We start from the raw sequence: 13,795 nt of genomic DNA, 5'->3' as shown, positions 1-13,795 counted from the left end.
GTGAGTGTTCCTCACACCTGTTGGTAGCCACGGAGGTTGGTGAGCAGCAGGTAGGTGTCCTGGAGCGAGCCCGAGGTGTCGCCGAGGGAGCGGTAGATGCCCCACTTGGGGCGGACCCGGTCCGCGAGGAAGGTGTCCACGCCGGTCTTCGAGACGTCGATCACGGTGGCGCCCCCGGACTTGAGGATCCAGCGGACCGAACCCGCCGAGCCGTTGCCGACCTTGATCTGGAAGTCGACGTCGGTCCACTTGTCGTGCAGCGGGTCGAGGTCGGCACGGCCGACGATGATGCCGTCGGTGGCGAGGTTCAGCTCGATGGTCTGCTTGCCGTTCACCCGGCGCAGCGACTGCGTGACGATCGGCGAGGTGCCGGTGCCCGGCTGCTTCATCTGCATGATGTGGGTGAAGGTGGTGGTCGCCTTCAGCGAGCTCGGGATGTACATCGAGTACGTGACCCGCCAGGTCTGGCCCTCGTTCCACTTGAGGTAGCTGCTGGAACTCGTCCGCAGACCGGTGACCTCCTGGCGCTGCCGGTCGGTGGAGGTGTCCCGGTCGACCATGTGCATGTTGAAGCGCCAGTTGTTCCCGGTGGGGTAGATGTGCGGCTGCCCGGCGGGGTGGGAGTCGGCGCGGTCGTCCTCGACGGTCTCGAAGGCACCGAGTCCGTCACTGCTCGCCGACGGCTGCCACTTGAGCTGCCAGGACGCGGCGTGCGCGGTCGTCGCCGCGGGCAGCCCGACGGCCGCTCCCGCGGCGCCGGCGAGCGCGGCTCCGAGAACCGCCCTTCTGGATGTCGTGCTCATGACACCGAATCACCTCGCAGTTGCTCGTTCATGATCAGGAAGGCCCCGAGGCCGTGGAAGTCGTTCACGGCCCGGGTACGGGCGACGTAGTACGCGTAGTCGCCGACGTTGGTGCCGACGGAGATGTCGGCGAGGTCCGTGCGCCCGTCCGCGCCGACCGACAGTTCGGCGAGCACGCCCTGGTAGCCGCGGCGGGCGACGTCCGCGTAGTGCGGGTCGAGGTAGTGCTGCCGGGCTCCGCGCGAGAGGGCGTAGGTGAACATGCTGGAGCAGGACGTCTCGGTCCAGTTGTCGCTCCGGCCGCCCTTGTCGATCACCTGGAACCAGCGTCCGGTCGCCGGGTCCTGGTACTTCTCCAGGGCCGCCGCGAGCTTCCGGAAGACGGTGAGGAGTTGCGGACGCCGGGGCTGGTCCGCCGGGACGGCGTCCAGCACGTTGACGATCGCCATCGCGTACCAGCCGACCGCCCGGCACCAGTGCTCGGGCGCGAGGCCGGTCTGCGGATCCGCCCAGCTCGCCGTCCTCGACTCGTCGTAGGCGTGCCGGAGCAGGCCGTTCGCGACCTGGAGGTGGCCGCCGTAGACGGCGAGCTGCCTGGCCGCCTCGTCGTCGGCATAGGCGCTGTCGCCGAACTCCTTGCCGTACTCGACGAGGAACGGGTTCACCATGTAGACGCCGTCCGACCAGAGTTGATGGGCGCGGCTGCTGGTGTCGGCGTGCCAGAAGCCGCCGTCACTCGTGCGCGGGTAGGTGTTCAGGCGGTCGCGGATCTTCTTGGCCGCCTTGCGGTAGCGGTCCTGGCCCGTCTCGTGGTGCAGGATCACCAGGAGCCGGCCCGCCTGCATGCTGTCCAGGCTGTTGAAGGACTGGTCGATCGAACCGTCGCTCGTCACGAACCGGTCGACGTAGCTCTTGATGTAGGTGAGGTAGCGGGGATCGTGGGTGCGCCGGTAGGTGAGGTACTGGCCGTAGAGGTAGAGGCCGACCGGGTAGGACCAGCCGCCGATGGTGGCCGGCGTGTAGCGGGCCATGGTGGAGTCGACGACCGCGGTGGACCAGTCGGGAGCGGCGGCCGGCCGGGGCGCGACGGCGGGGGCGGAGCGAGAGGCGGCGGTGGCGGGCGGGGCGGTGGCCGTGGGAAGCACGGCGAGGGCGGCCGTGGTGAGCGCGACGGCCGTGAGAGCGGCGGTTCGCGGGTGTTTCATGGTCCTCCTTCCGGAACGCCTCCGCTCCCTCCCCGACACCCGGCCCGGCTGACCGACTGATCAGTCGGACATGGCGTGGACCATGACCGCGCCGGTCGTGCCGGCGGCCGGCGGGGACGGTGACGGCGGCGCACATGGTGCGGGTCAGCGGGCGCCGAGGACGTGGCCGGTCACCTACGGAGCGGTCTCCACAACCTGGCGACCAGGGCTTCGCCGGACCTTTTCATCGGATGTCTGCGGGCGGCCGGAGTTCCACTGCCGGCTCCCGCGGGCGGTCTCGTTCATGCGTGTGCACCTGCTTTCCTGAGGTTGGGGGGTCTCAGAGCGCAGAGAGAAGACTGCTGTTCACAGGGGTCCGCTGGAAAACCCACAGAGTTGTTCACATTCCTGTACGGGGTTCAGCGATACGTCCGATGACGAGAACCAGAGTCTCGGCAGCGACAGGCCGCGGTCAATGGTCCGGACCCATGACGTCGGATCCATTTCCGGCCATTCTCGGCCCGCACGGCCGACTCAGCGGTCGGTTCCGGCGGATTCCGTGGTCAGGAATGCATCGGGGCGCGTGATCGTTGACGATGGGAGTACCACCTGTCGACAACCGAAGGATCGAGAGCTCGTGAGCAGCAAGGTCCCCCCGAAAATCCTCAACAACGGCGTCGAGATGCCCCAGCTGGGCTTCGGCGTGTGGCAGGTGCCGGACGACGAGGCCGAGCGGGCCGTCGCCACGGCGCTGGAGGCCGGGTACCGCAGCATCGACACAGCGGCGATCTACGGCAACGAAGAGGGCACCGGCAAGGCGATCGCCGCCTCCGGCGTTCCGCGTGCGGACATCTTCGTCACCACCAAGCTCTGGAACGCCGACCAGGGATACGACGCCACGCTCCGCGCGTTCGACGCGTCCCTGGACAAGCTGGGTCTCGACTACCTGGACCTGTATCTCATCCACTGGCCGCTGCCGGCCCAGGACAAGTACCTGGACACCTACAAGGCGTTCGAGAAGCTGTACGCCGACGGCCGGGTCAAGGCGATCGGCGTCTCCAACTTCCTTCCGGAGCACCTGGAGCGGCTGATCGCCGAGACCTCGGTCATCCCCGCGGTCAACCAGATCGAGCTGCACCCGCATCTCCAGCAGCACGCCTCGCGGGAGTTCCACGACGAGCAGGGCATCGCCACCGAGGCCTGGTCGCCGCTCGGTCAGGGCAAGGGGCTGCTGGAGGTGCCGGCGATCGTCGCGATCGCGCAGAAGCACAACCGCACCCCGGCCCAGGTCGTGCTGCGCTGGCACATCCAGCTCGGCAACGTCGTGATCCCGAAGTCCGTGACGCCGTCCCGGATCAAGGAGAACATCCAGGTGTTCGACTTCAGCCTGGACACCGAGGACCTCGCGGCGATCAGCGCGCTCAACGAGGACCGCCGCATCGGCCCCGACCCGGGCACCTTCAACGTGAGCTGACCGGCTCCCGTACCGCGCCGGCCGCCCCGCCACCGACCCGGCGGGGCGGCCGTTCGCGTTCCCGGACCGTCGCGCCCGCGGGCCGTTCGCGTTCCCGGACCGCCGTGCCCCCGGACCGTCGCACCCGCGGACCGTCGCGCCCGCGAGTCGTCCGCGTCCCCCGACTCCCCGTCCGGGTGCGTCAGTCGGGGTGCACGTCCGCGTGGACGACCTCGAACTCCTCCAGGCCGACCACGGTCACGTGTGCCTTCGCGGCGTCCGCGCGCCGGGCGGCGGCCTGCCCCGCGCGCGAGGCGGCCATCGAGGCGCGGTCGACGAAGAGCGAGCCGGCCATGCCCCGGCCCCGCTCCCGGTCGACGAACAGGGCGCACCGCGCGAAGCCGGGCAGCGCTTCGAGCCTGGGCACGGCCGAGGAACGGAACGTCTCGACGAACAGGTCCGTGTCGGCCGGGTCGAACTCCACCCTGGTGGCGCGCAGACCGCCGCCCGCCCTCGGCATCTGCGCCGAGTGGAAGACCGCCACCTCGTAGTTCTGGACCGCGACGGTACCCGCGAACGGCTCCAGCATCGGCCCGCGCCGCTCACTCATCACCTGGTCGCTGTTGCGCCGGGCCTCCTCGGAGCCCCACCAGCTGACCGCGAGCAGTTTGCCCAGGTCCCGGTCGACGAAGACGCCGGCGCCGCGGTACTCGGGACGGTCCTCCAGGAGACCGCGCCCCTCACTGTTGAGCGCCCTGATCGCGGCTTCGACCTTCGCCGGATCGCCGGTCACGTACACCGCGCGTACGAACATGACCCCTCGCCTCCCAGGAGCCACCGGAGCCACCGCTCACCCCCGCACGGCTCCTGCGTAAATATTCGGAATGTTCCGCCCCACCAGTGTTCCCCGAGGGTCATATCACCGCAATGCGCGACAATTTCCCGAGTTCACACCCAGGACTTGACGCGAACATGCAGTCGGGTCCACCTTGTACGGCACCCGGTCAGGAAACTTTCCTAACAGAAGGGGACCCCCCACAGTGCGCATCCGAACACTGACCCTCGCCGCGGCCTCCGGGGCCGCACTGCTCGCCGCCGGCGTGCTGCCCGCCAGCGCCTCCGGCGCCACCCCCAGGTCCGCCCAGGAGGGCACGGTCAGCGCGGCCGACCTGCTCGCCAAGGTGACCTCCTGTTCCCAGATCTCCAACGGCAAGTACCGGACCGACGACGAGACCTCGGCCACGGTCCCCGTCTGCGGCAAGAACGGCGCGGTCTTCTGGAAGGCCGACATGGACATCGACTGCGACGGCCAGCGCACCACCAACTGCAACGAGGACCGCGACCCCTGGTACCAGGACGACACCGCCTTCCACCAGTCCGACGGCAAGGCGCTGAAGGCCGAGTCCCTGCCGTACGTGGTGGTCCCGAGTTCCAGCAGCATCTGGAACTACTCCGGCGCCGGCATCAAGGGCGGCGGCGTGGTGGCCGTGATCTACAACAACAAGGTCGAGTACGCGGTGGTCGGCGACACCGGACCCACGAAGATCATCGGTGAGGCGTCGTACGCCACCGCCAAGGCGCTCGGCATAGACCCGGACCCGGCGACCGGCGGTGCCGACTCCGGCGTCACCTACATCCTCTTCAAGAACTCCACCGTGTCCCCCATCGAGAGCCACAGCGCGGCCGTCTCCCTCGGCGACCAGCTGGCGAAACAGTTCCTCGCCAACAACTGACCGAGGCGGCTCTGCGCCGGCCGAGGACCCGGGGTGGGCGAGCGGCCCGGTACCGCACGGTGCCGGGCCGTCCGGGTTCCGCTACCGGGGCCGCACCGCGGTGTGCACCGTGCGGGCGCCCAGGACGAACACGTCGGACCTGCGGTGGACGCTCGCCGGGTCGGCCGGGTCGAGGAGCCGGTCCAGGGTGGCACGGTCGTCGGCGTCCAGACCGTCGCCGACGGTGTCGCGGAAGCGGGAGAGCATCTCCGTCGCGTAGGCGCGGGCCCGGTCGGAGGCCGGGGCGGGCAGGTCGATCAGGAAGCTGCGGCTGCGGGTGTGCTTGAGCCCCGCGGAGTTCAGCAGTGCCGGCCAGTCCTCGGCCTCCGTGACCGAGCCGGGCAGTTCGGTGCGCATCTGCTCGAACCACTCCTCCTGCACCGCGTCCAGCCGCGCCTGGAGGCCGGGCCGTCCGATGCCGATGTCGCGGGGCAGGAAGCGGCTGGGCAGGCCGCCCTCCAGGATCGCCAGGGTGCCGCCGGGGGCCAGCCGCTCACCGAAGGCGGTGAGCGCGGCCCGCTGGTCACCGAGGTGGTGCAGGCTGTGCCCGGCCCACAGGAGGTCCGCCGGGTATTCCAACTGGTCCAGTACGACGGGGAGTTCACCGGCGAGTACGTCGAAGCGGTCGGCGACGCCCAGCCGCTCGGCGCGGGCGCGGGCCCGGTCGAGGAGCGGTGCGCTGCCGTCCACGGCCAGCACCCGGGCGCCCGGGAAGGCCTCGGCGAACAGGCACGACACCACCCCGGGCCCGCTGCCCGCGTCGACGACCAGCCCCGGCTCGGTCACCTCCTCGCCGAGCCAGCTCAGCACGTCGTCGTACAGGGGCGCGAAGAGCTCCGCCTGGGACTCCAGGTGTTCGGCCATCTCGGCCCAGTCGATGTCGGTGTGCGCGTGGGTGTGGGTGTGGGTGTGCGTGTCCTGGTGCCGGTGGTCGTGGTGGTCGTGGTCGTGCGCCATGGAATCAGCCTCTCGTCCGGATGCCGCCAGGGTGCGACGCCGCCCTGCCCCGAGGCCAGTCCTGTTGCCGTTGCGGCAAAAAACCGGATGCGAACGGCAACGCCGGCGGGCCACGATGAACCGGTGGACGACGACCTCGTGGAACGCTTCCTGACCGACGGCTTCGTGAAGATCGAGGGCGCGTTCCCGCCGCGGGTCGCCGAGGACTGCGCCCGGCTGCTGTGGCGGGAGACGGGGTACGACCCGGAGGACCCCGGCACCTGGCGGGACCCGGTGGTCCGGGTGGCGGGGATGGCCCAGGGCCCGTTCGCGGCCGCGGCCAACTCCCCTGTTCTGCACCGGGCGTTCGACCTGCTGGTGGGCGAGGGCCGATGGGCGCCCCGGTATTCGCTGGGGAGCTTCCCGCTGCGGTTCCCGCACGCCGAGGAGCCGGACGACGCGGGCTGGCACATCGAGGGCAGCTACCTTCCCGAGGGCGCGAGCTGGTACTTCACCAACCTGCGCTCACGGGACCGGGCGCTGCTGATGCTCTTCCTGTTCAGCGAGGTCACACCGGAGGACGCCCCGACCCGGATCCGGGTCGGCTCGCACCTCGACGTGCCGCCGCTGCTGGAGCCGTACGGGGAGGCGGGAGTGTCCGGTCTGGAGATCGCCCCGCGGCTGGTCGAGGCCTCCGCCCACCGTCCTGTCGCGTACGCCACCGGCCGCCCCGGCGACGTCTTCCTCTGTCACCCGTTCCTGGTGCACGCGGCCCAGCCGCACCACGGCACCCGCCCCCGTCTCATGGCCCAGCCACCACTGATGCCGGCCGCTCCCTACGAGCTGGAGCGGCCGGACGGAACCTGTTCACCGGTGGAACTCGCCATTCGCCGAGGTCTGTCCCGCGCCCCCGAAGGGGCGCTGGGGGCACCCCCGGCCGAAGGCTGGTGGAGGACTGCGCGACCGGCCACACTCGGTCCGCAGCCATGCACTCGGCTCAACCGGCCGTCATGACAACGGCGGGTACGCGTTCGCCATCAGCTGCTGGAACTGCGCGGAGAACCAGTGCCCGGACAGCGGCGCGTTCGGCAGGGCGCCGGACATGCTGTTGCCGTTGCGCGCGTTGCCCGTGTACGTCGGGTCGCACATCTGGTCGAAGCCCTTGCCCTCGTCGTTCGCGATGGCGGAGCTGGAGCCGTCGGACTCACCCGGCGGCTTCATCCACACATAGGCGTCGATCCCGGTCGCCGGACTGGCCTGCGGACGTTCGCCGAGGCCCGCTCCGGCCTGGTTGCACCAGTTGCCGACGTGGATCCGGCGGTCGTAGCGGCCACCGTCGACGTAGGCGTCCACGCTGGTCGTCGGGCCGGGGCCGGCCGGCCGCGCGCTGCCGCCCCAGCCGTTGCGCGAGGTGTCGATCAGCATGCCGATGCCCGAGTTGAAGCCGACCGAGACCAGTTCGGTGCGGAAGGCCTGGGCGAAGGACAGCTCGTCGACGTAGCGGTTCCAGTCGACCCACTTGGACTGGCGGACGGAAGTGCCGTTCACCGAGTCGTTGATGGTGAAGTTGTTCTCCTTCAGTGCGCTGTAGTTGGCCGTGTTGGTGATGAAGCCCTGGACGTCGTCGACGGTCGCGCCCTCACTGGTGGCCGCCTGCTTGAACACGTTGGCCGCAGGGGCGAAGTTGTCGTCCCAGCCGAGCCAGCCGTGGTGGCCGGCGTCCAGGTAGTTGTAGACGTTCGGGATCGCGCCGAGCTTGGCGAGCGCGTAGCCGACGCCCTTCACGTAGTTGCCGTTGGCGAGCATGGTGTCGCAGTTGGCGGTGGCGGTGGCCCGGCTGCCGGTGTTGGTGACCAGGTTGGGCAGCGAGTCGATCTCGATCGTCGTGACGATCCGCAGCGAGGCGTACTTGCTGTCGGAGAGGATCGCGGCGATCGGGTCGATGAACTGCGTCTTGTACTTGTCGATCTCCGTCGGGCCGAGTTCGCCGTTCGACGCGAGGGCCGCGCAGTCACGTCCGGGCAGGTCGTAGACGACCAGTTGGACGACCTCCTCGCCGCTGCCCTTCTGCGCGAGAGCCGCGTCCAGGTGGTCGCGCAGCCCCATGCCGCCGTTCACGCCGTTGATCGCGGCGATGCGGTCGAGCCAGACGCCGGTGGGCTGGTTGGAGATCCGGCTGCCACCGGTCTCGGCGGCGGCCTTCGCGGACCACTCGGGGTTCACGTACACCTTGGCACCGGAGTACGGGTTGTCGACCCGGGTGCCGGTGCCGCCGCCCCCGTTGCCTCCGCCGCCCCCGCTGCTGCCGTCGTCGACGTTGCAGGTGACGCCGTCGAGCGTGAAGGCGGCCGGGACCGCGTTCGACCCGCTGTAGGTCCCGTTGAACCCGAAGCTGACCGAACCGCCGGTCGCCAGCGTGCCGTTGTACGTCTCGTTGCTCGCGGTGACCGCGGTGCCGCTCTGGCTGACCTTGGCGTTCCAGTAACTGCTCACCTTCTGGTTGCCGGCGTACGACCACTTCACCGCCCAACTCGACTTCGCCGCGGAGTTGTTGGTGATGGTGACGGCCGCGGTGAACCCGGAGCCCCAGTCGTTCTGGATCTTGTAGTCGACGGTGCAGGGGATCGCGGAGATCGCCGCCTGGGCGGCCGGGGCCGCGGCGACCGCCGGCCCCGAGACCCCGGCGACCAGCGCCAGGGCGGCGAACACCGCTGTTCTGGTACGACTCATGAGTGCGGGTTCCTTCTTCTTGGGTGGGACTTCACTGGTGGACTTCACTGGTGGGACTTCACTGGTGGGACTTCACTGGTGGGACTTCTTCGGTGGAAGTTCCTGGCGGACCTTCCGTGGGGCGGGCTTACGGGTTGACGGCCTGGAGGTGGTCGCGCAGCCCGGCGCCGTACGCGGTCGGCGTGCCGTTGTAGTCGGAGATCAGGGACGGCCCGGAGGAGCAGTCCCAGGTGTTCCAGGTCCAGCCCAGGTAGGAGAGGCCGCGGTCGTCGAACCACTTCATGACCTGGTCGACGAAGGCGTGCGAGCAGGTGTTCTCACCGATCTCCCCGGCGACCAGCGGTACCTGGGCGGCGACCGGGGCGAGTGTGGAGTTCCAGCAGCTCTCGGTGGAGCAGGTGTTGAAGTTGTAGACGTGGTAGGCGGCGACGAGATTGCCGGCCGGGTCGGTGGGCTTGTACGTCAGCCACTGGCTGAGGTCGTTGGAGTACGCGAGCCCGCCGATCATGATGACGTTCCCGGCGCCGGCGCCCCGGACGGCGTCCACCAGGTCCTGCATGCCGGCCACCTGGTAGCCGATCCCCGAGCAGGTGCCGCCGTCCCGCCAGCACTCCCAGGCCTGGGTGGCCGTGGAGGTCGCCCGGTCCGGGTACGGCTCGTTGAACAGGTCGAACACGGCAGCCGGGTCGTCCTTGAAGGTGCCGGCCACCGAGGACCAGAAGGACGGCGCGTACTGGGCGTCCGGCATCGGCTTCTGGCAGGTGGCGTGCACGTCGGAGCAGCCCGCCGAGTTGCCGGTGTACTGGCCGTAGGACCAGTGCATCTCGAGGATCGGGGTCATGCCGTACGACTCGACGCGGGCCACCAGGTCCTTGACCGCGGCGATGTAGTTGGCGCCCGCGTACTCGGGCTTGATGTTGGACAGGCCCAGCCAGCACTCCTCGTTGAGCGGGATGCGGACCGCGTCGGCCTTCCAGTCGGCGATCGCCTTGATCGCCGCGTCGTCCACGGGTCCGTCCCATATCCCGTAGCCCTGCACGCACATGAACTCGCCGCCGGAGCGGTTCACGCCGAGGAGACGGCGGGCCGTGCCGTCGGCGTCCACGAGCCTGCTGCCGGAGACGTGCAGAGCCGGGGCCGACCCGGTGGCGGGCGGCTCGGTCGGGGTAGGAGTCGGGGTCGGTTCGGAATCCACGTTGCAGGTGGTGCCGTTGAGCTTGAAGGCCGTCGGTACGGCGTTGCTCCCCGACCAGGAGCCGAGGAAGCCGGCGCTGACGCTCGCGCCGGTGCCGAGGGAGCCGTTCCAGCTCTCGTTGGCGGCGGTGACCGTCGTACCGGCCTGGGACCACTTGGCGTTCCAGCCCTGGGTGACCTTCTGGCCGCCCGCGAAGTCGAAGCTCAGGCTCCAACTGCTCACGGCGGCACGGTTGTTGGTGATGGTCACGGAGCCCTGGAAGCCGGTGTCCCACTGGCTGGTGACCGCGTACTGCACGGTGCACGCGGGTGTCGCGCCGGACGCCGACACCACCGGTACCAGCGCGGACCCGACGAGGGCGGCCGCACCGGTGACGGTTAAAAGAACTGAACGCGGGGGGTGTCGCATGAGCGACTCCTTGCAGCTCGGGCGCGTCGTGACGGACGCGTCGACTGAACGGAATCGCTCCCACTGGTGCGAAGGAAGGTAGCGGCAAGTGACGGCAAAGAACAGAGGAGTTGCTTGACTTTTCGCCAACATGGTCCGTCGAATCTTTTCGACTCTTCAACCGCCTTGACCGAACCATGCCACGTCTCCACTATGGGAGCGCTCCCACTGGTTCAAGCCTTGACTTCTCCCCGAGCCGCAAGCGCAAGGAGGAACCAGCACATGCATCCCGCACACCCCTCAGGCCCCGCCCCCGGGAGGAGGCGCAGAGCCGTACGGCGGTTGTGGACCGCCGTCGTCGCGGCCCTCGCCCTGCCGCTGTCGATGCTCGCCACCGGGACCACCCCCGCCCACGCGGCGACCCTCCAGTGCAGCGTCGACTACAAGACCAACGACTGGGGCACCGGCTTCACCGCGGACCTCACGATCACCAACCGCGGTACGGACGCGATCAACGGCTGGACCCTGACGTACGCGTACACCGGCAACCAGAAGCTGTCGAACGGCTGGAACGGCACCTGGTCCCAGTCCGGCGCCTCGGTCACCGTGCAGAACGCGTCGTACAACGGCACGATCGCGGCGGGTGCCGCGGTGTCGACGGGCGCCCAGTTCTCGTACACCGGCGGCAACGCGGCCCCGACGAGCTTCGCGGTCAACGGCACCACCTGCGCCGGTGCGCACCAGCCGCCGGTCACCGTACTGACCAGCCCCGCCGCCGGCGCGGTGTACACGCAGGGCGACGCGGTCCCGCTGGCGGCGACCGCGGCGGCGGCCGACGGCGCGACGATCAGCAAGATCGAGTTCTACGACGACACCACGCTGCTGGGCACGGACACCTCGTCGCCGTACTCGCTCCCGGTCTCAAGTTTGACCGTGGGCAGTCATTCCTTGGTGGCGAAGGCGTACGACAGCCTCGGCGCGTCCGCCTCGTCCACGCCGGTCGGCATCACGGTCGCCTCGGGTCCGGCGGTGGTCGCCTCGCCCACCCAGCTGGGTGTCCAGCAGGGCGCGACCGGCACCTTCGGGGTCAGCCTGTCGAAGCAGCCGAGCACCAGCGTGACGGTCGCGGTGGCCCGCACGGCCGGCAGCACCGGGCTGTCGGTGAGCGCCGGTTCGTCGCTGACGTTCACGCCGTCCAACTGGAGCACCGCGCAGAACGTGACCGTGGCCGCGGACTCCGCCGGCACCGGCACCGCGACCTTCACCGCGTCCGCGACCGGCTACACCGGGGCCACGGTGACGGTGACGGAACTGGCCGCCTCGAAGGCGTACGACGCGCGCTTCCTGGACCTGTACGGGAAGATCACCAACCCGGCGAACGGCTACTTCTCCCCCGAGGGCATCCCCTACCACTCGGTCGAGACGCTGATCGTCGAGGCTCCGGACCAGGGGCACGAGACCACGTCCGAGGCGTACAGCTACCTTCTCTGGCTGCAAGCCATGTACGGCAAGGTCACCGGCGACTGGTCCAAGTTCAACGGCGCGTGGGCGCTCATGGAGAAGTACATGATCCCCACCCACGCCGACCAGCCGACGAACTCCTTCTACAACGCGTCCAAACCGGCCACCTACGCACCCGAGCTGGACACCCCGAACGAGTACCCGGCGAAGCTGGACACCACGGTCTCGGTGGGCTCGGACCCGATCGCCTCGGAGCTGAAGAGCGCGTACGGCACGGACGACGTGTACGGCATGCACTGGCTCCAGGACGTCGACAACGTCTACGGCTACGGTGACACCCCGGGCGGCGGATGCGAGGCGGGCCCGGCAGCGGACGGCCCGTCGTACATCAACACCTTCCAGCGCGGGGCGCAGGAGTCGGTGTGGGAGACGGTTCCGCAGCCGACCTGCGACGCCTTCAAGTACGGCGGGACCAACGGCTACCTGGACCTGTTCACCGGCGACTCGTCCTACGCCAAGCAGTGGAAGTACACGGACGCCCCGGACGCCGACGCGCGTGCGGTGCAGGCCGCGTACTGGGCCGACGTGTGGGCGAAGGAGCAGGGCAAGGGCGGCGACGTCTCCGCGACCGTGGGCAAGGCGGCGAAGATGGGCGACTATCTGCGCTACGCCATGTACGACAAGTACTTCAAGAAGATCGGCAACTGTGTGGGGCCGACGACCTGCGCGGCCGGCACCGGCAAGGACGCCTCGGACTATCTGCTGTCCTGGTACTACGCGTGGGGCGGAGCGACCGACACCAGCGCGGGCTGGGCCTGGCGGATCGGGTCGAGCCATGTGCACGGGGGTTACCAGAACCCGCTGGCCGCGTACGCGCTGAGCTCGTACGCCGACCTGAAGCCCAAGTCGGCGACGGGCGCGGCGGACTGGGGCACCTCCCTGACCCGGCAGCTGGAGTTCTACCGCTGGCTTCAGTCGTCGGAGGGGGCCATCGCCGGTGGCGCGACAAACAGCTGGCAGGGACGGTACGCGAGCCCGCCGTCGGGTACGCCGACGTTCTACGGCATGTACTACGACTGGGAGCCGGTGTACCACGACCCGCCGTCCAACCAGTGGTTCGGTTTCCAGGCCTGGTCGATGGAGCGGGTCGCCGAGTACTACCAGCAGACCGGCAACGCGAGCGCCAAGGCGGTCCTCGACAAGTGGGTGGCGTGGGCGCTGTCCAAGACCACGGTCAATCCGGACGGCACGTACCTCATCCCGTCGACGCTCCAGTGGTCGGGGCAGCCCGACACCTGGAACGCGTCGAGTCCCGGCTCCAACAGCGGACTCCACGTCACGGTCGCCGACTACACGAACGACGTGGGCGTGGCGGCCGCGTACGCCAAGACGCTGACGTACTACGCCGCCAGGTCCGGTGACGCGACGGCGAAGTCGACGGCCAAGGCGCTGCTCGACGGCATGTGGGGCAACTACCAGGACAGCCTGGGGATCGCTGTGCCGGAGACGCGGGCCGACTACAACCGGTTCGACGACACGGTGTACGTGCCGAGCGGGTGGACCGGGAAGATGCCGAACGGGGACGCGATCAACTCCTCGTCCACGTTCGCTTCGCTGCGGAGCTTCTACAAGAACGACCCCGCGTGGTCGAAGATCCAGAGCTACTTGGCGGGCGGGGCCGCGCCTGTGTTCACGTACCACCGGTTCTGGGCCCAGGCGGACATTGCCCTGGCCATGGGGTCGTACGCGGAGCTGCTGGAGTAGTCCGGCTGCGGCTTCGGCCGCGTCGTGGCTGGTCACGCAGTTCCCCCGCGCCCCTGAAGGGGCGCTCCAGTGGGCGGTCCCTTCACGCCGGGGGCCGCCCTTCCCTTTTA

10 protein-coding genes are annotated in these 13,795 nt (G+C 69.5%); 4 read left to right on the top strand and 6 right to left on the bottom strand.

Annotation, left to right across the window (positions count from 1 at the left end; translation table 11 throughout):
* Positions 1-11 precede the first annotated feature (11 nt).
* Both AAW13_RS09615 and AAW13_RS09610 read right to left on the bottom strand, forming a co-directional pair.
* Positions 12-803: a heparin lyase I family protein gene (locus tag AAW13_RS09615; RefSeq protein ID WP_046730182.1), complete on the bottom strand. Its 792-nt coding sequence runs from the start codon at positions 801-803 to the stop codon at positions 12-14.
* The gene (locus AAW13_RS09610; protein WP_046730181.1) at positions 800-2,008 is read right to left on the bottom strand and encodes a glycoside hydrolase family 88/105 protein; all 1,209 of its coding nucleotides are present in this window, start codon (positions 2,006-2,008) and stop codon (positions 800-802) included. Before AAW13_RS09610 ends, AAW13_RS09615 begins: the two co-directional genes overlap by 4 nt.
* A gap of 616 nt (positions 2,009-2,624) precedes the next feature.
* On the opposite strand from AAW13_RS09610, the gene AAW13_RS09605 reads away from it, so the two are divergent.
* Positions 2,625-3,461, top strand: coding sequence for an aldo/keto reductase (locus tag AAW13_RS09605; RefSeq protein WP_046730180.1), 837 nt, complete (start codon positions 2,625-2,627; stop codon positions 3,459-3,461).
* Between the two features lie 181 nt (positions 3,462-3,642).
* Here the strand turns inward: AAW13_RS09605 and AAW13_RS09600 are convergent, their stop codons facing one another.
* Positions 3,643-4,254: a hypothetical protein gene (locus tag AAW13_RS09600; protein ID WP_046730179.1), complete on the bottom strand. Its 612-nt coding sequence runs from the start codon at positions 4,252-4,254 to the stop codon at positions 3,643-3,645.
* 226 nt (positions 4,255-4,480) lie between these two features.
* On the opposite strand from AAW13_RS09600, the gene AAW13_RS09595 reads away from it, so the two are divergent.
* Positions 4,481-5,173 carry a glycoside hydrolase family 75 protein gene (locus tag AAW13_RS09595; protein ID WP_046730178.1) on the top strand — a complete coding sequence of 231 codons (693 nt, stop codon included), beginning with the start codon at positions 4,481-4,483 and terminating at the stop codon, positions 5,171-5,173.
* A gap of 81 nt (positions 5,174-5,254) precedes the next feature.
* Here the strand turns inward: AAW13_RS09595 and AAW13_RS09590 are convergent, their stop codons facing one another.
* Positions 5,255-6,169 (bottom strand): class I SAM-dependent methyltransferase, encoded by a 915-nt coding sequence (locus AAW13_RS09590; RefSeq protein WP_046730177.1) that lies wholly within the window; start codon positions 6,167-6,169, stop codon positions 5,255-5,257.
* 123 nt (positions 6,170-6,292) lie between these two features.
* On the opposite strand from AAW13_RS09590, the gene AAW13_RS09585 reads away from it, so the two are divergent.
* Positions 6,293-7,162 (top strand): phytanoyl-CoA dioxygenase family protein, encoded by an 870-nt coding sequence (locus tag AAW13_RS09585; RefSeq protein ID WP_167391698.1) that lies wholly within the window; start codon positions 6,293-6,295, stop codon positions 7,160-7,162.
* On the opposite strand, the gene AAW13_RS09580 is transcribed toward AAW13_RS09585, so the two are convergent.
* Entirely contained in the window at positions 7,157-8,878 is a 1,722-nt protein-coding gene (locus AAW13_RS09580; protein WP_046730176.1) for a glycoside hydrolase family 6 protein, read from the bottom strand. The two genes, AAW13_RS09585 and AAW13_RS09580, sit on opposite strands and share 6 nt — an antisense overlap.
* A 127-nt stretch (positions 8,879-9,005) precedes the next feature.
* On the bottom strand, positions 9,006-10,481 hold the full coding sequence (locus AAW13_RS09575) for a cellulose binding domain-containing protein (protein ID WP_079178765.1): 1,476 nt from the start codon (positions 10,479-10,481) through the stop codon (positions 9,006-9,008).
* 261 nt (positions 10,482-10,742) lie between these two features.
* Here AAW13_RS09575 and AAW13_RS09570 point away from each other — a divergent pair, with 261 nt between their 5' ends.
* Positions 10,743-13,685: a glycoside hydrolase family 48 protein gene (locus AAW13_RS09570; protein ID WP_046730175.1), complete on the top strand. Its 2,943-nt coding sequence runs from the start codon at positions 10,743-10,745 to the stop codon at positions 13,683-13,685.
* Positions 13,686-13,795 lie beyond the last annotated feature (110 nt).

The sequence above is a fragment of the Streptomyces humi genome (assembly GCF_001005085.2).
Lineage (GTDB): Bacteria > Actinomycetota > Actinomycetes > Streptomycetales > Streptomycetaceae > Streptomyces > Streptomyces humi.
This window is presented reverse-complemented; position numbering and strand designations above follow the sequence as displayed.

What these genes read in the sequence shown, in the direction of transcription:
- AAW13_RS09615 (WP_046730182.1), bottom strand. Translation starts at nt 803, where the DNA reads ATGAGCACGACATCCAGAAGGGCGGTTCTCGGAGCCGCGCTCGCCGGC.
- AAW13_RS09610 (WP_046730181.1), bottom strand. Translation starts at nt 2,008, where the DNA reads ATGAAACACCCGCGAACCGCCGCTCTCACGGCCGTCGCGCTCACCACG.
- AAW13_RS09600 (WP_046730179.1), bottom strand. Translation starts at nt 4,254, where the DNA reads ATGTTCGTACGCGCGGTGTACGTGACCGGCGATCCGGCGAAGGTCGAA.
- AAW13_RS09590 (WP_046730177.1), bottom strand. Translation starts at nt 6,169, where the DNA reads ATGGCGCACGACCACGACCACCACGACCACCGGCACCAGGACACGCAC.
- AAW13_RS09580 (WP_046730176.1), bottom strand. Translation starts at nt 8,878, where the DNA reads ATGAGTCGTACCAGAACAGCGGTGTTCGCCGCCCTGGCGCTGGTCGCC.
- AAW13_RS09575 (WP_079178765.1), bottom strand. Translation starts at nt 10,481, where the DNA reads ATGCGACACCCCCCGCGTTCAGTTCTTTTAACCGTCACCGGTGCGGCC.
- AAW13_RS09570 (WP_046730175.1), top strand. Translation starts at nt 10,743, where the DNA reads ATGCATCCCGCACACCCCTCAGGCCCCGCCCCCGGGAGGAGGCGCAGA.